Here is a 17476-nt window from a genome sequence, read left to right on the forward strand (position 1 = left end):
AGTCGATGGTCAGGCGCGGGGGCCCGCATGGATCGGTCCCCGCGCCCGCGTCAGGGGCCCGCCGCTGCCGCCCCGCCGCACGGCGACGATCTCCGCCGCGATCGACACCGCCGTCTCCTCCGGCGTACGGCCGCCGAGGTCCAGGCCGATGGGCGAGCGCAGCCGGGCCAGTTCGTGCTCCGTCAGCCCGGCCTCCCGCAGCCTGCCGAGCCGGTCCTCGTGCGTGCGGCGCGAGCCCATCGCGCCGACGTAGGCCACGGGCAGCCGCAGCGCCACCTCCAGGAGGGGCACGTCGAACTTGGCGTCGTGCGTGAGGACGCAGAGCACCGTCCGCTCGTCCGTGTGCGTGTCCCGCAGATAGCGGTCCGGCCACTCGACGACCACCTCGTCCGCCTCCGGGAAACGGGCCCGCGTCGCGAAGACGCCCCGCGCGTCGCACAGCGTCACATGGAAGCCGAGGAGCTTGCCGACGCGGACCAGGGCGCCCGCGAAGTCCACCGCGCCGAAGACGATCATCCGGGCGGGCGGCACGCTCGATTCGACGAACAGGGTGACGTCGCCGCCGCACCGCGCCGTACCTTCCGGCACCTCGCAGACGCCGGTCCGCCCGAGGTCGAGCAGGGCGCGGGTCTGCGCGGCGAGGGAGGGATCGTCCGCCGAGCCGATCCCGCTCTCGTACGAGCCGTCGGGCGCGACCAGCAGCAGGCCGCCGCCGCCCGCGAGTGCGCCGGGCCCGTCGAGGACCCGGGCGAGCGCCACCGACGCACCGCCCGCCGCCGCGGTGAGCGCCGCCTCCACGACGGCCCGGGACGGGGAGTCGCAGCGCACCGGGACGACGTGCACCTCGACGGTGCCGCCGCAGGTGAGGCCCACCGCGAAGGCGTCGTCGTCGCTGTAGCCGAACCGCTCGCGGCGGGTCGTGCCGTCACTCAGGGCTTCGACGCACAGCTCGTAGACCGCGCCCTCGACGCAGCCGCCGGAGACGGAACCGATGACCTCCCCCGCGGCGTCGACGGCCAGGGCCGCGCCGGGCGGGCGAGGTGCGCTGCCGCTCACCGAGACGACGGTGGCGACGGCGAACTCCCGGCCCTGCGCGGCCCACCGGCTCAGCTCGGCGGCGAGGTCAAGCATCCCGGCGCGCCTCGGCGAGCAGCACCCGGTCGGGCCGGATCGGCAGATCGCGGTGGCGGACGCCGGTCGCGTGCCACACCGCGTTGGCGATGGCGGCGGCCGTGCCCACGATGCCGATCTCGCCGATGCCCTTGATCCCGACGGGGTCGTCGGGGTCCGGGTCGTCGATCCAGTCCGCCTGGAGGTCCGGCACATCCGCGTGCGCGGCGACGTGGTAGCCCGCGAAGTCGGCGCCGACATGGGAGCCGAACGCCTCGTCCCGGACGGCCTCCTCGTGCAGCGCCATGGAGATGCCCCAGGTCATGCCGCCGGTGAACTGGCTGCGGGCGGTGAGCGGGTTGATGATCCGCCCGGCCGCGAAGATGCCGAGGAGGCGCCGCACCCGTACCTCGCCGGTCAGCACGTCCACGGCGACCTCGGCGAACTGCGCCCCGAACGAGTACCGCTCCTTCTGCGAGAGCGCGGCGATCAGCTCGGCCGTGTCGGTCCGGGCGGTGATCCCGTCCGGCGGGATGTCGCCGGACGCGAGCGACAGGCGCTCGCGCAGCTCACGCGCGGCCACCATGACGGCCCAGCCCCAGGACCGGGTGCCCATGGAGCCGCCCGCGACCCAGGCGGGCCCGAAGTCGCTGTCGGCGATCCGCACCTCGACCTGCTCGGGCACCACGCCGAGCGCGTCGGCGGCGATGAGGGTGAGGGCGGTGCGGGCCCCGGTGCCGACGTCGGCCGCGGTGACCCGGACGGTGAAGGTGCCGTCCTGCTCCGCGGTCACGGAGGTCGTGGTGGGGGCCACGCCGGACGGGAACGTGGCCGCGGCCGTGCCCGTGCCGAGCAGCCAGCGGCCCTCGCGGCGCACGCGCGGACGCGGGTCGCGGTCGGCCCAGCCGAACCTGCGGGCACCCTCCTCGAAGCAGCCCAGCAGATTGCGGCTGCTGAACGGCAGCCCGGAGACCGGGCCCACCGCGGGCTCGTTGCGGGCGCGCAGCGCGATCGGGTCCATGCCGAGCCGCTCGGCGAGTTCGTCGAGCGCCGACTCGACGGCGAAGGAACCCGGTGCCTCGCCCGGCGCCCGCATCCAGGTCGGCGTCGGGACGTCCACGGGCACGACCCGGTTGACGGTGTGGTGGGCGGCGGCGTCGTACATGCTGCGCCCGAACCCGGCACCGCCCTCGACGAACTCCCGCAGGTGCGAGGTGAGGTTCTGGTGCTCGTGCGCGAAGGCGCGCAGCCGCCCGTCCCGGTCGGCGCCCAGCCGCACCCGCTGCGCCGTCGGGCTGCGGTAGCCGGTCGCCGCGAACACCTGACGCCTCGTCAACACCACGCGCACCGGCCGCTGGAGTTCGGTGGCGGCCATGACGGCGGCCACGTGGTGCGCCCGCAGCCCCTTGGAGCCGAAGGCGCCGCCGACGTGCTCGGAGCGGACGTGCACGGCCGACAGGTCGAGGGAGAACAGGCCGGCGAGGTCGTCGGCGATCCACTTGCTGCCCTGGTTGGAGTCGAAGACCTCCAGGCGGCCACCGTCCCAGCGCACGGTCACCGCGTGTGGCTCCATGGCGCCGTGGTGCTGCTCCGGCGTCGTGTAGGAGGCGTCCAACACGACGTCGGACGCGGCGAGTTCGGCGTCCAGGTCGCCCTTGGTGACCTCCGTGTCCTGCGGCGTGTACACGCCCGGCCGACCGGGGTAGAACGCGACGTCGTGCGGCTCCTGGTCGTACTCGACGACGAGCGCCTCGGCGGCCTCCCGCGCCTGCTCGGACGTCTCGGCGACGACCAGGGCGACCGGCCAGCCCGCGTGCGGCACCCGGTCGTGCTGGAAGACCTCGACGATGGGGTCCGGGCGGCCGAGCGCGCCGACGACGCCGTCGTTGACGCGCGGCGCGTTCTCGTGGTGCAGGACGGCCAGGACGCCGGGCAGGGCGAGGACCGCCTCCTCGTCGATCGCGCGCACGCGCCCGCGGGTGACGGTCGACAGCACCAGCCAGCCGTGGGCGAGGTCGGCGAAGGGGATCTCACCGGCGTAGCGGGCGGCGCCGGTGACCTTGTCGCGGCCCTCGACGCGGCTGCGCGCCACCCCGATCCCGGCCGGTTCGGCTCCGGTGGACCGAGCCTGCGTCGTCTGCGTGGTCTCCGTCGTCCGGGTGGTCTGGGTGGTCTGCGTCGTCTGCGTCGTCTGCGTCGTCTGCGTCGTCATCGAAGCGCCTCCTGCGTGAGTTCGGTGAGCTGCGCGACGACGAGGTTGCGCATCAGCGACACCTTGTAGGCGTTGCGCGGCAGCGGCTCGGCGGCGGCGAGTTCGGCGTCGGCCGCGGCCGCGAACGCCGCCTCGTCCGCGGGCGAACCGATCAGCGCGCGCTCGGCGGCACGGGCCCGCCAAGGCCGGGACGCGACCGCGCCGAAGGCCAGCCGCACATCGCGCACGACGCCGTCCTCGACATCGAGGGCGGCGGCCACGGACCCGATGGCGAAGGCGTACGAGGCGCGCTCGCGGACCTTGCGGTAACGGGAGTGGGCGGCGACGGGCGCGGGCGGCAAGGTGACCCCGGTGATGAGCGCGCCGACGGGCAGCGCGGTCTCCAGGTGCGGGGTGGAGCCGACGGGCCGGTAGAACTCGGCGAGCGCCAGCTCGCCCGCCCCGGCCGCGGTCTCGTAGTGCACGACGGCGTCGAAGGCGGCGAGCGCGACGCCCATGTCGGACGGGTGCACGGCCACGCACGCCTCGCTCGCGCCGAGGATCGCGTGGTTGCGGTGCTCGCCCTCGATCGCGGGGCAACCGCTGCCGGGCTCCCGCTTGTTGCACGGCTTGCTGACGTCGGTGAAGTAGCCGCAGCGCGTGCGCTGCAACAGATTGCCGCCCACGGTGGCCATGTTGCGCAGTTGCCCCGAGGCCCCGGCGAGCACGGCCTGCGTCAGCGCCGGGTAGCGGCGCCGTACGTCGGGGTGCGCGGCGAGGTCGCTGTTGGTGACGGTGGCCCCGATGCGCAGCCCGCCGTCCTCGGTCGACTCGACCCGGTCCAGAGGCAGTTCGCGTACGTCGACCAGATGCGCGGGGCGTTCCACCCCGGTCTTCATCAGGTCGACGAGGTTGGTGCCGCCGCCGAGGAAGCGGGCTTCGGGGTCGGCGTCGAGCACCGCCACGGCACCCCGGACGTCGAGCGCCCTCTCGTACCCGAACTCCTTCACGCCACTTGCTCCTTCGTGTTCTCGGCGGCCTGGGCGACGGCCCGGACGATCGACACGTACGCGCCGCAGCGGCACAGGTTCCCGCTCATCCGCTCCCTGATCTCCTCCGGCGTCAGCGGTGGCGGTCCGGCCTCGGGCCGCACGTCCTCGGTCGCGGCGCTCGGCCAGCCGGCCGCGTGCTCCTGGAGGACGCCGAGGGCCGAACAGATCTGGCCGGGGGTGCAGTAGCCGCACTGGAAGCCGTCGAGTTCGACGAAGGCCTCTTGCAGCGGGTGCAGGGTGTCGCCGTCCGCGACGCCCTCGATGGTGGTGATCTCGCGGCCCTCGGCGGCGACGGCCAGTTGCAGGCACGACACGGCGCGGCGCCCGTCGACGAGTACGGTGCAGGCGCCGCACTGCCCCTGGTCGCAGCCCTTCTTCGTGCCGGTCAGATCGAGCCGCTCGCGCAGGGCGTCGAGCAGGGTGGTGCGGTGGTCGACGGGCAGCGTGTACTTCTCTCCGTTGACGTGCAGGGTGATCGAGCTGGACGTAGAGATGCCCGCTGGGGCCATGAGCAGCCTTCTTTCGCGTATCCGGTGCGAGGAGAAACAGCGCTGTGCAACGAGGAAGGGTGGGGTTCGGCGTCGGATTCGGTCACGGTCGCCGCTAAGGTGGGGGGTCGGAAACGAAGCGGACACGTGTCCACTCTCTGGTCCCGACCGTAGTGGACAACTGTCCGCCTAGGCAAGGACCTTTTGACGCCGCGACCGCCCCGACCTGTCCGAACTGTCTGACCTGTCACGACGCGCCACGACTTGAGGAGGAGGCGTGCACCGTCCCGAGAAACAGCCGGCGCTGCGCTCCGACGCGCAGCGCAACCGCGAGCGCATCCTCGAGGTGGCCCTCGTCGAGCTGACCCGCTCGGCGGACACGCCGCTGAGCGCCATCGCGCGCAAGGCGGGCGTCGGCCAGGGCACGTTCTACCGCAACTTCCCGAGCCGCGAGGCGCTCGTCCTGGAGGTGTACCGCTACGAGGTGCACCAAGTCGCCGAGGCCGCGGCCCAGTTGCTGTGCACCCGCCCGCCCGAGGTGGCGCTGCGCGAGTGGATGGACCGGCTCGCCCAGTACGCGATGGCCAAGGCGGGCCTCGCGGACGCGCTGCGTGAGGCGACGAGCGCCCGCGGCGCTTTCAAGAGCCTGTCGCACGGCCCGCTGACCGAGGCGGTGACGTTGCTCCTCACGGCGAACACGGAGGCGGGCACGATCCGGCCCGGTGTCACCCCGGACGACTTCATGCTGGCCATCGCCGGCCTGTGGCTGGTGGACCCGCACAGCGACTGGCAGTCCCGCGCGAGGCGGCTGCTGGATCTGGTGATGGACGGCTTGCGGGCCGGGGCGCCCGGTCCTCCCGGTCCTCCCGCGAAGGAGTAGGCCCGCCCCTTACGAGCGCTTCCGGGGCTTGCCGCGCTTGCCGGGCTGCTGCTTGGCGGTCTGCTTGCCCGCCTGCTTCCCGGCCTGCCGGGCGCCGGGCTTGGGGCGGCCCGCGCTCCGCGCCGGCGCCTTCCTCGCTCCCCCGGCGGCAGGCTTCTTCTTCTCCTGCTGGGCCGGGGCCTGGGCGCGGCCCCGGGAGCTGTTCACCGTCCGGCCGCGCACGATCCCGATGAAGTCCTCGACCTGGTCGGTGGTCCGCTCCTCGGGCCAGACGAGCGCCACGTCCGAGCCGGGCGCGTCCGTGACCGGCCGGTAGGTGAGGTCCCTGCGGTGGTGCAGCCGGGCCAGCGACTGGGGCACGACGAGCAGGCCCACGCCCGCGGCGACCAGCTCCACCGCGTCGGCCGTGGTGGCCGGACGCTCGAACGCGGGCCGCCCCGGCGGGCGCTCCCAGTCCATGACGTCGTCGAGGGGATGCTGCACGATCTCGTCGGCGAGGTCGGCCAGCGCGATCTCCTCCACTGCGGAGACGACGTGGTCCTTCGGCACCAGCACCACGGTGGTCTCGGTGTAGAGGGGGATCGCGCTGAAGAACGTACGGTCCACGGGCAGGCGCAGCAGACCCGCGTCGGCGTCACCGCGCCGCAGGACGTCCGCGGCCTCCTCGGCCGCGACCGGGACCAGGGTGAGCGGGATGCCGGGCAGCCGCTCGTTCCAGATCCTGACCCACTTGGCGGGGGTCGCTCCGGGAACGTACGCGAGCCGGAACGAGGGGGTCGCCGCGGGGGTCTTCTCCGTGCCTGTCACTCCGCAAGGCTACCCGGCGTCCCCGGACGTGGTCGGCCGCGTCCCGCGCGCTCGATACCCTTGACCTCATGAGTTCGCAATCGAACACCCAGAACATGAAGCCCGCCACGGCGGCGAAGAAGCTGGGTGTGTACCTCGAGGCCACGCCCGCCGAGTTCCGTGAGGGCGTCGTCTCGCGCGATGAGCTGAGCGCGTTGCAGACCGATCCGCCGCAGTGGCTGCTCGACCTGCGCGCGAACGGCCCGCACCCGCGTCCGGTGGTCGCGGAGAAGCTCGGCGTCTCCATCGCGGGCCTGGCCCGCGGCGGTGTCACCGAGCCGCTCACCACGGAGCAGATCGCCGCACTGAAGGACGAGAACCCCTCGTGGCTGCGGAAGGAGCGGGCCACGCAGGCGGAGGTCCGCAAGGAGAACGTCCGCGTCAAGAAGCTGCACGCGGAGCAGGCGGAGAAGCGGGCGCGGCGGTCCGAGGACTGAGGGCCCGCCGCTGAGGGGTCGCCTCAGCGCCACCGCACGAAACGGCCGGGACGTTCGCGTCCCGGCCGTTTCGTGTCGTGCGCGGAGGCTTCGGTGTCGGGGCGCAGCGCCAGCAGCCCGGCGAGGAGCAGCGCGCCCAGCACCGCGCCGGACGCCGCGGGCCAGCCGCCCGACGCGATGAGGGGGGCGGCGAGCGCGGAGCCGACGACGCCCGCGAGGAAGTAGAGCAGCAGGTAGACGCCGCTGAGGCTGCCGCCGCGGCGGGGGTCGATGGCGAGGATGCGGGCCTGGTTGGCGGCCTGTGCGGTGAAGCAGCCCGCGTCGACGAGGGCGAGGCCCGCCGCGGTGACGGCCGGGGTGTCGAGGCCGGTGCACAGCAGCGCGGCCCCGGTGGCGCCCGCTCCCATGCTCGCGCAGATCACCACGCGCTGCCCGAAGCGGTCGCCGAGGCGTCCGGCGACGGGCAGCGCCGCGAACCCCAGGACTCCGGCGAGACTGTAGAGGCCGATGGCGGCGGCGTCGAGCCCGTACGGGGGCTGGGCGAGGCGCACGGTGAGCGCGACCCAGACGAGGCTGAACGCGAAGTACCAGAGGCTGCCGGTGAGCACGGCGCGGCGCAGTGTGCGGTGGCGGCGCAGGAGGCCGGGCAGCGCCGTCAGCGTGGCGAGGTAGCCGCCGGTGGGCGCGGGCCGCTCGCCCGGCAGCCACAGCCGGGCCCCTGCGGCGCACAGCAGGACGAGGCCGGCGAAGGTGAGCAGCATGCCGCGCCAGCCGAACGCGTCGGCGAGGGCTCCGCCGACGAGGCGGCTGAGCAGGATCCCCGCGGACATCCCGGCGGCCACGAGCGCCACGGCCGACCCGCGCCGCTCCGCCGGCACCCCGCGTCCGGCGATCGTGGAGGACTGCGCGCCGACGCTCGCGCCCGCGCCGATGATCACGTACGCGACGAGCAGGAGGCCTAGCCCGTGCGCCGCCGCGGCGAGCACGAGGCCGGTGGCGAGCAGGAGGAGTTGTGCGGTGACGAGGCGGCGCGGCGCCGTGCGGTCGGCGAGCGGCAGCAGGAAGGCGAAGCCCGCGATGCAACCGGCGAGCGCGGCCGTGGTGACGAGGCCGATCGCCGCCGTGGAGGTGCCGGTGGAGCGGGCGACGTCGCCGAGGGCGGGCTGGACGGCGTAGTTGTTGGCGAGGGCGGTCCCGGCCGTGCAGGCGAGCAGCCCGACGCCGCCGCGGCGCAGGCTCACGACGTCTCCCGGGGCGCTCACGGCGCCTCCCCGCGGACGAGGACGACGGCGTAGCGGCATGCCCGGTCCGTGGCGTTGACGAAGACACACGGCGCGGGCCGGCCGAGTTCGACGGTGTCCCCGGCGCCGAGCTCGTGCACCGTCTCCCCCTCGTGGAAGGTGAGGCGGCCGTCGATGACCCAGATGAGCTGGCGGTGGAAGGCGAACGCGGCGGCGGGGTAGGGCACGCGGGCCCCGGCGGGCAGCCGGATCTCCGCCATCTCGGCCGGGAAGCCGGGGCCCGAGAGCTGCCGTCGTTCGTAACCGGTCGCCGGGTCCAGCCATCGCGGTGTCGCCTCCCCGCGTCGTACCCGCTGCGTGTCCGCGTCGGGGTCGAGGAGCGTGGCGACGCTCAGCCGGAACGCCGCCGACAGTTTGCCGAGGACCACGGCGGTGGGGTTGCTCTCACCCCGCTCGATCCGGTTGATCATCGCGCGCGAGACCCCCGACGCCTCGGCCAGCTCCGAGAGCGTCCAGCGGCGCCGGTCCCGCTCGGCGCGGATCCGCGCGCCGATCCGCTCCACCAGGGGGTCTACGATGTTGGACATGAATCCACCATACGAGACGGGGACGCGGGCGGTGACCGTCCGCCCGGCGCTTTCCGGGGACCTCGACGCGGTGCTCGCCATCCGCAACCACGCCATCGAGCACGGGACGGCGCTGTGGACGGACACACCGCAGACCCGTGACGAGGGCGCGGCCTGGCTCGGCGCGCACCTGACGCGTGGCTCCGCGTACGTGGCCGAACGCGGCGGCACCGTCGTCGGCTTCGGGGTCTACGGCCCGTGGAAGGACTACTCCGGCTTCCGGCACACCGTCGAGAACTCGGTGTACGTGGCCGAGGGCCACCACGGTCACGGCATCGGTTCCGCCCTGCTGGCCGCGCTCGTCTCCTCGGCGCGGGCCGCGGGGCTGCATGTCATGATCGCCGGGATCGAGGCGGGCAACACGGCGTCGGTCCGGCTCCACGAGCGGCACGGGTTCGAGCACGCGGGCACGGTGCGGGAGGTCGGCACGAAGTTCGGGCGCTGGCTCGATCTGACGCTGATGCGGTTGCCCCTGGACTGATCGCGCCCGGCGGGTCCGTCGTGGGTCTACCGCGCGCGGGTGAGCGCCGCGTCCAGCGCGCCGCGGGTGTGCTCGGGCAGCGTCCCGCCGTTCGCCCAGCCCACGACCTGCTCCGCGACCTCACGGAGCTTGGTGTTGGTGTGCTGCGAGACCTCTTTGAGGACGTCCCAGCCCTGCTTCGGCGTGAGCCGTCCGAGCACCAGGACGATTCCGATCGCCTGGTCCACGACGATGTGCGAGGCGATCGCCTGGTGCAGTTGCCGTACCTCGGCCTGGAGCAGGGCGATGCTCTCGACCGATTCGTCGCCGTCCATCGCGCCCCGCTGCCTCTCCTTGTGCCGACGTGTCTCTCGACGATGCCGGGCCGCGGGCGGTCACCGCCGCACCCAGAGCGAACAGTCCGGAGGTGGCTGTCCACAAAACGAACCCTCCCGGCCACTCTCCTCACCCGGCGTGACGAGGCACCGCCCGCGAGTCGTACTCTCGTCCAGGGGGTTCGAGCACGGAACGGACGAGGTGAAGGCATGCAGACCCTGCACTTCGACAGCAGCGACATCGGAGCGACCGAGGAGTTTCTCAGCCGGGCCTACGCGCGCATGCGCATCGGCAACGGCACACCCGACGCCAGCCGGGCGCGCATCCGACGCGATGTCATGCCCGGCGTGAGCGTCGACGAACTCGATCTCGACTTCGACATGAGCTACTCGGTCACGCCCCTCGGCAGGATCTGCCTGTGCGTCGTGCACGAGGGCACGATCCAGGACCACGGCTACGCCAGGGTCCAGGACGCCTTCGGCCCCGGCGACGTGGTCTCCTTCGCCCCGCCCGAGCTGCCCTACCAGGGCCGTGTCTGTGCCGCCCGCTACAACATCACGATGCTGGACCCGGCTCTCCTGAGCCAGGTCGCCGCCACCGACCCGAAGGCGGCCCCGGGCCCCGTCCGCCTCACCGGGCACCGGCCCGTCTCCGCGGCGGCGGCCCAGCATCTGACGCGCACCATCGCCCACATCCGCGATCACGTGCTGGCCGATCCGGACGTGGCGGCGCAGCCGCTGGTCACCGCCACCGCGAGCCAACATCTGGCCGCCGCCGTCCTGGCCGCGTTCCCGCACACCGCGCTGACCGAGCCGACCGCGACCGACCGCAACGACGCGCATCCCGCGTCCCTGCGCCGCGCCGTCACCTATATCGAGGAGCACGCCCACGAGCCGCTGAACGTGGCGGACATCGCGGCCGTGGCCCATGTCACGGTCCGCGGTCTCCAGTACGCGTTCCGCCGCCACCTGGGCACGACACCCCTCGCCTACCTGCGCCGGGTCCGGCTGTCCCTCGCCCACCGCGACCTGCTGGACGCCGATCCGTCCCAGGGCGCCACGGTCACGGGTATCGCGGCCGACTGGGGTTTCTACCATCCCGGCCGGTTCGCCTCCCTCTACCGCGCGGCCTACGGCCACGCGCCCCATCGCACCCTCGCCGGCTCCTGACAGACCTGCCGGCCGTCCCCCTTTCGTGCTCTTCTTTTCCGCTCCCCCTTCTCCCCAGCCCCCGGAGGATGCCTTGCCGTCGAACGAACCGCGCCACCGACCACAGCCCCGCCCGGAGGCGGACGAGAACGCCTCGCCGGCTCAGGTGCAGGCGGAGCTGGCGGCCGAGGTCGCCCATCTCCGCCAAGTGGTGCACGGCCGCGCCGTCGTGGACCAGGCCGTGGGCGTCCTCATCATGCTGGGGCAGATATCGGTGGACGAGGCCTGGGACGTCCTGCGCGAGGTGTCCATGCACGTCGACGTCCCGCTGCGGGAGGTGGCCCAGCACCTCGTCGAGTTCCCCCGCTCCGGTGAACTCCCGGACGCGGTCCGCGCGGAACTCGACCGCCACCTCACCGAGGCCCGGCGCCCCGCCCCGCCGCACGAGGAGCCCCGCGACGGACGCGGGTCCGCGCGTGGCGACCAGGCGGAGGCGCCCCGTCCGCCACGCCGGAAGTAGCGGCCTGCCCCGCACGGCCGACGGCGCCCCGCGTCATCCGAGGAACGACAACCGCACCTTCCGCTCCGGGTTGTCCCGGTTCGTGTCGACCAGGCACACCGACTGCCACGTCCCCAGTTCCAGCGCTCCCCCGACCACCGGCAGCGTCGCGTGCGGGGGCACGAACGCCGGCAGGACGTGGTCGCGGCCGTGGCCGGGGCTGCCGTGGCGGTGCTGCCAGCGGTCGTCCGCGGGGAGCAGGGTGTGCAGGGCCGCGAGAAGGTCGTTGTCGCTGCCCGCCCCCGTCTCGATGACGGCGATACCGGCCGTGGCGTGCGGCACGAAGATGTTGAGCAGGCCGTCGCGGCCCCCGGCGGCCTCGCGCAGGAAGGACTCGCAGTCGCGGGTCAGGTCGACCACCCGCTCGTCGGAGCCGGTGGAGATGTTCAGGACTCGGGTCGTGAATGCGTCGGACATGGGGCCATTGTCGTACGGGCCCCTGCGTGGCGCCCTGCGGCGGTGGCGCCCCGGGTCCACCCGGTGAGACGCCATTGACCGCGTGTCGACAAAGTGGCTACGTTCTGCCGCATGTTGCGTTCAGCCCTGCTCACCACGCGCGGTCACATCGACCTGCTGCGGGTGGCCTCCGCCGCGTGTCGCCGCGGCTGCTGACGCCTTCTCGAACCACCTCTCCTCTTCCCCGCCGCTCCGGCCTTCTGCTGCGCCGACGCGCCGCTGACGCGCGCGCCCGCTGACGCCCGAGCGCGCTTCCCCCCTGCCGTTTCCTCGCCATCCCCCTGCTGTGGAGCGCCATGAGCATCAGTCATGCCCCGCCCGAGCCCGACGCGCCCGACCTCTCCGCAACACCCGTCGCGCCGAGCCGTACGGGCGCCCCGGGCGCCTCGGTCCCGGTGTCCGACTCGACCGGATCGCCCGCGCCGCAAGTCCTCGCCCCCTCCGCCACCCCCCACGCCCGACGGCAAGGAGCCCCGACGTCATGACCGTTCATCTGCACTGGTTCCTGCCGACCGGCGGCGACGGCCGAACCCTCGTGGACCGGCACGCCTTCAGCCAGGGCGCCCTCGGCAACATCCCCGGCCGCGCCATCGCCGGGGTACGCGCGCCCGACCTCGACTACCTCGTCCAAATCGCGAAGGCCGCCGAACGGTTGGGGTTCGAAGCGGTACTCACCCCGACCGGCACGTGGTGCGAGGACGCGTGGCTGACGACCGTGGCGCTCGCCCAGCACACCCGGCGCCTCAAGTTCCTCGTGGCGTTCCGGCCCGGCGTCATCTCCCCCGTGCTCGCCGCCCAGATGGCATCGACGTACCAACGCCTCACGCGGGGGCGGCTGTTGCTCAATGTCGTCACCGGCGGGGACTCGGTCGAGCAGCGCCGCTACGGCGATCACCTGGACCACGACCGCCGCTACGCGCGCACCGACGAGTTCCTCTCCGTCGTGCGCGGGGTGTGGGGCGGCGAGCCGTACGACTTCGAGGGCGATCACTACCGGGTCGACGGGGGTTTCACGGCGCTGCCGCCGGACCCGCTGCCGCAGATCTTCTTCGGCGGTTCCTCGGCCGCCGCGGGACCGGTCGCGGCGCGGCACACCGACGTCTATCTGACCTGGGGCGAACCGCCGGAGCAGGTCAAGGAGAAGATCGACTGGATCCGGGCGCTCGCCGAGAAGGAGGGGCGCACGGTGCGGTTCGGGATCCGGCTGCACACGATCTCCCGCGACTCGGCGCGTGACGCCTGGACGACGGCGAACCGGCTGCTCGACGACCTCTCCCCCGAGACGGTCGCCGCGGCGCAGGCCGCGCTCGCCCGCAGCGAATCCGTGGGGCAGCAGCGCATGCTGGCGCTGCACGGCGGCACGCGCGAGGGGCTGGAGATCTCGCCGAACCTGTGGGCCGGGGTGGGCCTGGTCAGGGGCGGCGCCGGGACCGCCCTCGTGGGCAGCCACGCGGAGGTCGCCGACCGGATCGAGGAGTACCACGCGCTCGGCATCGAGCACTTCGTGCTCTCCGGTTACCCGCATCTGGAGGAGGCGTACTGGTTCGGCGAGGGCGTGATCCCCGATCTCGCGGCGCGCGGACTGCTCCCGCCGGACGCGCCGGTCAGGGGTGCTGTGCCGCTGCTGGCGGCCGGAGGGCGCTGAGCGGGAGGCCGCGGCGGGAAGATCCCGGACCCCGATCGAGTTGGTAGAAACGTGAACGAGATCGGGGTACGAGGTGGCACCGCCGGGGCGGCGGACGCGCGGCAGGTCGACGTCGTGGTCATCGGCGCCGGACAGGCCGGCCTGTCGGCCGCCTACCACCTGCGCCGGGTGGGGTTCGTGCCCGAGCGGGACTTCGTCGTCCTGGACCACGCGCCCCGGCCCGGTGGCGCGTGGCAGTTCCGCTGGCCGTCGCTGACGTACGGCAAGGTGCACGGGATGCACGCGCTGCCCGGCATGGAGCTGACCGGCGCCGATCCCGCGCGCCCCTCGTCGGAGGTGATCGGGGAGTACTTCGAGGCGTACGAGGACAGGTTCGACCTGCGCGTGAGGCGCCCGGTCGAGGTGCGGCGGGTGCGCGAGGGCGACGGCGGCCGGCTGATCGTCGAGAGTTCCGACGGGGTGTGGTCGACGCGCGCGCTGATCAATGCGACGGGGACCTGGGACCGGCCGTTCTGGCCGCGCTATCCGGGCCAGGAGACGTTCCGTGGGCGGCAGTTGCACACCGCGCGGTACCCGGGCCCCGAGGAGTTCGCGGGGCAGCGGGTCGTCGTGGTCGGCGGCGGGGCGTCCGGCACCCAGCACCTCATGGAGATCGCTCCGTACGCCGCCGGGACGACCTGGGTGACGCGCCGCCCGCCGGTCTTCCGCGAGGGCCCCTTCGACGAGGATCGCGGGCGGGCCGCGGTGGCGATGGTCGAGGAACGGGTACGGCAGGGGCTGACGCCGCTGAGCGTCGTCTCGGTGACGGGGCTGCCGGTGAACGACGCGATCCGCACGGCGCGGGCCGACGGCGTCCTGGACCGGCTTCCGATGTTCGACCGGATCACGCCGACCGGCGTGGCCTGGGACGACGGGCGGCAGATCGAGGCCGATGTCATCCTGTGGGCCACCGGGTTCCGGGCGGCGATCGACCATCTGGCGCCGCTGAGACTGCGCGAGCCCGGCGGCGGCATCCGGATGGAGGGCACCCGCGCGGCCCTGGACCCACGGGTCCACCTGGTGGGGTACGGGCCGTCGGCCAGCACGATCGGCGCGAACCGGGCGGGACGGGCAGCGGTCCGGGACATCCAGCGCCTCCTCACCCGAGGGGCCCCGGCGGCGGCCTGAACACCCATACCGGCGCGGCGAGCCGGACCTTTCCCGCGATGGCCACCCTCTCGGTGCCGCTCAGCCGCCCTGCCCTGCCTTGCCCCGGTTCTCGTTGAACTCCTCGACGTTCCTGCGCTGCTCGTCGTAGTCGGCGGTGAAGCGGGTGTCGCCCGGCGCGACCGTCACGAAGTACAGCCAGTCCCCCGGCGTCGGGCTGAGCGCCGCCTTCAGCGCCGCCTCCCCCGGATTGCCGATCGGCGTGGGCGGCAGCCCCTTGCGCGCATAGGTGTTGTAGGGGCTGTCGAGCTTGGTCTCCTCCTGGGTGGTGTCCAGGGTGGAACGGCCGAGCGCGTAATTGATCGTGGAGTCCATCTGCAGGGGCATGGCCCGGGCGATCCGGTTGTGGATGACGCGGGCGACCTTGCCCATGTCCTGGACGTTGTCCGCCTCCGCCTGGACGATGCTGGCGAGGGTGACCGTCTGGTAGAGGTTCCTCGTGGTCCCGCCACCGGCCGCGGCCCGCGCGGCCCTGAACCTCTTCGTGGCCGTCTCCACCATGTACCTCAGCAGGGACTCCGGGGTCGTCTTGGCGTCCAGGGGGTACGTCGCCGGGAACAGGTAGCCCTCGGGGTTGCCGCCCGCCTCGGCCGGAAGCTTGAGCTCCGCCTCGGGCACGGCCTTCTTCGTGCTGCCCGCCGGACGTCCGAGCGCCTTGTCGACGGCCTCGTAGACCTGACCGGAGCGTCGTCCCTCCGGCACGGTCAGGGTGGTCGGCTGCCGCTTCTCTTCGCCGGACAGGGTCAGCGGCACCACGACGGCGGCGGCCACCGCGAGGATCCCGCACACGATCAGGGCGATCCGGCCTGTGCGTGTGAGTCGGAATCTGCCCCTTCGCGGAGTCTCGTTCGCCATACGCGTACGATAACCCGCAGATCAGGGCATTCCTGTCATCACCTTCGGCCGCTTCTCACGCCGCCGTCTCCAGCCGGGCGTCGCGCCGGACCAGGGCCGCGTACCGCCCCTCCCTGCGGATCAGTTCCTCGTGGGTGCCGCGCTCGGCGATCCGGCCGCCGTCCAGGACCACGATCTGATCGGCGCCGCGGATCGTGGAGAGGCGGTGCGCGATGGTGAGCGTGGTGCGGTCGGCCGAGAGGGCGTCGATGGCTTCCTGCACCGCGCGCTCGGTACGGGTGTCCAGCGCGCTGGTCGCCTCGTCGAGTATGAGGATCGGCGGGTCGCGCAGGATGGTGCGGGCGATGGCCAGGCGCTGCTTCTCGCCCCCGGAGAAGCGGTGACCGCGCTCGCCCACCACGGTGTCGTAACCGTCGGGCAGAGCGGCTATGTGGTCATGGATCTGGGCGGCCCTTGCGGCTGCGTGCAGCTCCTCGTCGGTGGCGTCGGGCTTGGCGAAGCGGAGATTGTCGGCGACCGTGGCGTGGAACAGGTACGTCTCCTGCGAGACGACCCCGACCGCGCGCGCGAGGGTGTCGAAGTCCAGGTCGCGCACGTCGATCCCGTCGACCGTGACACGGCCGCCCGTGACGTCGTACAGGCGGGGCACGAGATAGCTCAGCGTGGACTTGCCGGAGCCGGTGGGTCCGACGACGGCGAGACTGCCCCCTGCCGGGACGGTCACGTCGATGCCGTCGAGGATCGGGCCCTGCCGGTCGTCGGCGTCGTAGCGGAACTCGACGCCTTCGAAGCGGACCTCGCCCTTGACGGTGTCCAGATGGACGGCGTCCTCGCGCTCGGTGATGTCGACACGCAGGTCGAGGTATTCGAAGATGCGCTGGAACAGGGCGAGCGAGGTCTGGATCTGGACGCCCGTCTGCAACAGGCTCACCGTCGGCCGGAACAGCCCTTGCTGGAGCGAGACGAACGCGACGAGCGTGCCGATGGAGACACTCGGGCCCCCGAGCTGGAACGCGACACCGGCCGCCCAGTAGATGACCGCCGGCATGGCGGCCATGACGATGCTGATGACGGCCATGCGCCAGCGGCCCGCCATGTTGGACCGGACCTCCAGGTCGACCAGTTGGTCCGACTCGTCGGCGAAGGACTTCGTGAGGGAGTCGGCACGGCCCATGGTGCGGCCCAGCAGGATGCCGCTCACGGAGAGCGACTCGGTGACGGTCGCGGCCATCGCGGCCATCTGCTTCTGCCGCTGGGTGGCGATCTTCTTGCGCTCGCGGCCGACCCGGCGGGCTATCCACACGAAGACCGGCAGCAGAAGCAGGGAGACCACCGTGAGCCGCCAGTCGAGGGCGACCATGGCGGCGATCGTGGCGATGACGCTCGTCGCGTTCGAGACGAGGGACGTCGCGGTGGAGGTCACCGTCGCCTGCATGCCGCCGATGTCGTTGGCGATGCGGGACTGGACCTCGCCCGTGCGGGTCCTGGTGAAGAAGGCGAGCGACATGCTCTGCAAGCGACCGTAGACGGCCGTGCGCAGGTCATGCATGACGCGCTGCCCGACAGTCGTCGAGATGAGTGTCTGGAGCACACCGAAGACGCTGGTGACGACGGCGCTGAGGATCATCCCGAGGGCGAGCAGGCTGAGCAGCCCGGTACGGCCCTGTGGGATGGCTACGTCGAGGATCTCCTTCAGCAGGAACGGCGTCGCGACCGTGACCAGCGAGGCGGCACCGACGAGCAGCCCGACGAGGGCGAGGCGGGCGCGGTAGGGACGGAAGAGGGACAGGATGCGGCGGATCTGCCGCGGCTGGTCCGATGACCGGGCATCGGGCGGCGGCGTCCAGGTGATGTCGTCGCGGGGCATGGGCCTCCTAGGCACGGGGAGAGCGCGGCCGCCGGAGGAACGGGCGCCGGCCGTCGGGCTCGACTTCGAGGAG

The 17476-nt window shown here is 73.1% G+C and carries 19 protein-coding genes; 8 read left to right on the forward strand and 11 right to left on the reverse strand.

Annotated features, from left to right (window positions below; translation table 11 throughout):
* Positions 1 to 9: 9 nt before the first annotated feature.
* The 4 genes from ACIRF8_RS13400 to ACIRF8_RS13415 are packed head-to-tail and all read right to left on the reverse strand — an operon-like array spanning position 10 to position 4862.
* The gene (locus ACIRF8_RS13400; RefSeq protein WP_404214140.1) at positions 10 to 1131 is read right to left on the reverse strand and encodes an XdhC family protein; all 1122 of its coding nucleotides are present in this window, start codon (positions 1129 to 1131) and stop codon (positions 10 to 12) included.
* On the reverse strand, positions 1124 to 3322 hold the full coding sequence (locus ACIRF8_RS13405; protein ID WP_404214142.1) for a xanthine dehydrogenase family protein molybdopterin-binding subunit: 2199 nt from the start codon (positions 3320 to 3322) through the stop codon (positions 1124 to 1126). Before ACIRF8_RS13405 ends, ACIRF8_RS13400 begins: the two co-directional genes overlap by 8 nt.
* Positions 3319 to 4311 (reverse strand): FAD binding domain-containing protein, encoded by a 993-nt coding sequence (locus ACIRF8_RS13410; RefSeq protein ID WP_404214144.1) that lies wholly within the window; start codon positions 4309 to 4311, stop codon positions 3319 to 3321. The genes ACIRF8_RS13405 and ACIRF8_RS13410 overlap by 4 nt, the downstream gene beginning before the upstream one ends.
* A complete protein-coding gene (locus ACIRF8_RS13415; RefSeq protein ID WP_404214145.1) occupies positions 4308 to 4862 on the reverse strand; it encodes a (2Fe-2S)-binding protein in 555 nt (184 codons plus the stop codon). Before ACIRF8_RS13415 ends, ACIRF8_RS13410 begins: the two co-directional genes overlap by 4 nt.
* A gap of 256 nt (positions 4863 to 5118) precedes the next feature.
* Here ACIRF8_RS13415 and ACIRF8_RS13420 point away from each other — a divergent pair, with 256 nt between their 5' ends.
* Complete coding sequence (locus ACIRF8_RS13420; RefSeq protein WP_404214147.1) at positions 5119 to 5721, forward strand: TetR/AcrR family transcriptional regulator; 603 nt, start codon at positions 5119 to 5121, stop codon at positions 5719 to 5721.
* Positions 5722 to 5730: 9 nt separating this feature from the next.
* On the opposite strand, the gene ACIRF8_RS13425 is transcribed toward ACIRF8_RS13420, so the two are convergent.
* Complete coding sequence (locus ACIRF8_RS13425) at positions 5731 to 6528, reverse strand: LysR substrate-binding domain-containing protein (RefSeq protein ID WP_404214149.1); 798 nt, start codon at positions 6526 to 6528, stop codon at positions 5731 to 5733.
* A 68-nt stretch (positions 6529 to 6596) separates the two neighbouring features.
* On the opposite strand from ACIRF8_RS13425, the gene ACIRF8_RS13430 reads away from it, so the two are divergent.
* A complete protein-coding gene (locus ACIRF8_RS13430) occupies positions 6597 to 7004 on the forward strand; it encodes a DUF5997 family protein (RefSeq protein ID WP_404214150.1) in 408 nt (135 codons plus the stop codon).
* A 23-nt stretch (positions 7005 to 7027) separates the two neighbouring features.
* Here ACIRF8_RS13430 and ACIRF8_RS13435 read toward each other — a convergent pair whose 3' ends face one another.
* Together ACIRF8_RS13435 and ACIRF8_RS13440 are read right to left on the reverse strand one after the other, a co-directional pair.
* On the reverse strand, positions 7028 to 8266 hold the full coding sequence (locus tag ACIRF8_RS13435) for an MFS transporter (RefSeq protein WP_404214152.1): 1239 nt from the start codon (positions 8264 to 8266) through the stop codon (positions 7028 to 7030).
* Positions 8263 to 8832 (reverse strand): helix-turn-helix domain-containing protein, encoded by a 570-nt coding sequence (locus tag ACIRF8_RS13440; RefSeq protein ID WP_404214154.1) that lies wholly within the window; start codon positions 8830 to 8832, stop codon positions 8263 to 8265. The genes ACIRF8_RS13435 and ACIRF8_RS13440 overlap by 4 nt, the downstream gene beginning before the upstream one ends.
* Between ACIRF8_RS13440 and ACIRF8_RS13445 the strand changes: the two genes are divergently transcribed.
* Complete coding sequence (locus ACIRF8_RS13445) at positions 8831 to 9352, forward strand: GNAT family N-acetyltransferase (RefSeq protein WP_404214156.1); 522 nt, start codon at positions 8831 to 8833, stop codon at positions 9350 to 9352. The two genes, ACIRF8_RS13440 and ACIRF8_RS13445, sit on opposite strands and share 2 nt — an antisense overlap.
* 26 nt (positions 9353 to 9378) lie before the next feature.
* Here the strand turns inward: ACIRF8_RS13445 and ACIRF8_RS13450 are convergent, their stop codons facing one another.
* Positions 9379 to 9666 carry an ANTAR domain-containing protein gene (locus ACIRF8_RS13450; protein WP_404214158.1) on the reverse strand — a complete coding sequence of 96 codons (288 nt, stop codon included), beginning with the start codon at positions 9664 to 9666 and terminating at the stop codon, positions 9379 to 9381.
* A gap of 210 nt (positions 9667 to 9876) precedes the next feature.
* Here ACIRF8_RS13450 and ACIRF8_RS13455 point away from each other — a divergent pair, with 210 nt between their 5' ends.
* Complete coding sequence (locus tag ACIRF8_RS13455) at positions 9877 to 10836, forward strand: helix-turn-helix transcriptional regulator (RefSeq protein ID WP_404214160.1); 960 nt, start codon at positions 9877 to 9879, stop codon at positions 10834 to 10836.
* Positions 10837 to 10909: 73 nt separating this feature from the next.
* The gene (locus ACIRF8_RS13460; RefSeq protein WP_404214162.1) at positions 10910 to 11335 is read left to right on the forward strand and encodes an ANTAR domain-containing protein; all 426 of its coding nucleotides are present in this window, start codon (positions 10910 to 10912) and stop codon (positions 11333 to 11335) included.
* A gap of 33 nt (positions 11336 to 11368) precedes the next feature.
* On the opposite strand, the gene ACIRF8_RS13465 is transcribed toward ACIRF8_RS13460, so the two are convergent.
* Complete coding sequence (locus ACIRF8_RS13465; protein WP_404214164.1) at positions 11369 to 11791, reverse strand: YjbQ family protein; 423 nt, start codon at positions 11789 to 11791, stop codon at positions 11369 to 11371.
* A gap of 111 nt (positions 11792 to 11902) precedes the next feature.
* Between ACIRF8_RS13465 and ACIRF8_RS13470 the strand changes: the two genes are divergently transcribed.
* The 3 genes from ACIRF8_RS13470 (at position 11903) to ACIRF8_RS13480 (ending at position 14642) form a co-directional block, all read left to right on the forward strand.
* The gene (locus ACIRF8_RS13470) at positions 11903 to 11986 is read left to right on the forward strand and encodes a putative leader peptide (protein ID WP_349817350.1); all 84 of its coding nucleotides are present in this window, start codon (positions 11903 to 11905) and stop codon (positions 11984 to 11986) included.
* Positions 11987 to 12311: 325 nt separating this feature from the next.
* Complete coding sequence (locus ACIRF8_RS13475) at positions 12312 to 13475, forward strand: LLM class flavin-dependent oxidoreductase (protein WP_404214166.1); 1164 nt, start codon at positions 12312 to 12314, stop codon at positions 13473 to 13475.
* Positions 13476 to 13526: 51 nt separating this feature from the next.
* Positions 13527 to 14642: an NAD(P)-binding domain-containing protein gene (locus ACIRF8_RS13480; RefSeq protein ID WP_404214168.1), complete on the forward strand. Its 1116-nt coding sequence runs from the start codon at positions 13527 to 13529 to the stop codon at positions 14640 to 14642.
* Between the two features lie 60 nt (positions 14643 to 14702).
* On the opposite strand, the gene mltG is transcribed toward ACIRF8_RS13480, so the two are convergent.
* Both mltG and ACIRF8_RS13490 read right to left on the reverse strand, forming a co-directional pair.
* Positions 14703 to 15536, reverse strand: a complete 834-nt coding sequence (gene mltG / locus ACIRF8_RS13485; RefSeq protein ID WP_404214170.1) for an endolytic transglycosylase MltG — start codon at positions 15534 to 15536, stop codon at positions 14703 to 14705.
* A gap of 55 nt (positions 15537 to 15591) precedes the next feature.
* Positions 15592 to 17403: an ABC transporter ATP-binding protein gene (locus tag ACIRF8_RS13490; RefSeq protein WP_404214172.1), complete on the reverse strand. Its 1812-nt coding sequence runs from the start codon at positions 17401 to 17403 to the stop codon at positions 15592 to 15594.
* Positions 17404 to 17476: the final 73 nt, after the last annotated feature.

The organism is Streptomyces sp. NPDC102406, from assembly GCF_044765725.1.
Taxonomy (GTDB): Bacteria; Actinomycetota; Actinomycetes; order Streptomycetales; family Streptomycetaceae; genus Streptomyces.

Bases quoted from the DNA above. Each gene is read 5' to 3' on its own strand.
- ACIRF8_RS13400 (WP_404214140.1), bottom strand. From the start codon at position 1,131: ATGCTTGACCTCGCCGCCGAGCTGAGCCGGTGGGCCGCGCAGGGCCGG.
- ACIRF8_RS13405 (WP_404214142.1), bottom strand. From the start codon at position 3,322: ATGACGACGCAGACGACGCAGACGACGCAGACGACGCAGACCACCCAG.
- ACIRF8_RS13415 (WP_404214145.1), bottom strand. From the start codon at position 4,862: ATGGCCCCAGCGGGCATCTCTACGTCCAGCTCGATCACCCTGCACGTC.
- ACIRF8_RS13430 (WP_404214150.1), top strand. From the start codon at position 6,597: ATGAGTTCGCAATCGAACACCCAGAACATGAAGCCCGCCACGGCGGCG.
- ACIRF8_RS13445 (WP_404214156.1), top strand. From the start codon at position 8,831: ATGAATCCACCATACGAGACGGGGACGCGGGCGGTGACCGTCCGCCCG.
- ACIRF8_RS13440 (WP_404214154.1), bottom strand. From the start codon at position 8,832: ATGTCCAACATCGTAGACCCCCTGGTGGAGCGGATCGGCGCGCGGATC.
- ACIRF8_RS13450 (WP_404214158.1), bottom strand. From the start codon at position 9,666: ATGGACGGCGACGAATCGGTCGAGAGCATCGCCCTGCTCCAGGCCGAG.
- ACIRF8_RS13455 (WP_404214160.1), top strand. From the start codon at position 9,877: ATGCAGACCCTGCACTTCGACAGCAGCGACATCGGAGCGACCGAGGAG.
- ACIRF8_RS13465 (WP_404214164.1), bottom strand. From the start codon at position 11,791: ATGTCCGACGCATTCACGACCCGAGTCCTGAACATCTCCACCGGCTCC.
- ACIRF8_RS13470 (WP_349817350.1), top strand. From the start codon at position 11,903: ATGTTGCGTTCAGCCCTGCTCACCACGCGCGGTCACATCGACCTGCTG.
- ACIRF8_RS13475 (WP_404214166.1), top strand. From the start codon at position 12,312: ATGACCGTTCATCTGCACTGGTTCCTGCCGACCGGCGGCGACGGCCGA.
- mltG (WP_404214170.1), bottom strand. From the start codon at position 15,536: ATGGCGAACGAGACTCCGCGAAGGGGCAGATTCCGACTCACACGCACA.
- ACIRF8_RS13490 (WP_404214172.1), bottom strand. From the start codon at position 17,403: ATGCCCCGCGACGACATCACCTGGACGCCGCCGCCCGATGCCCGGTCA.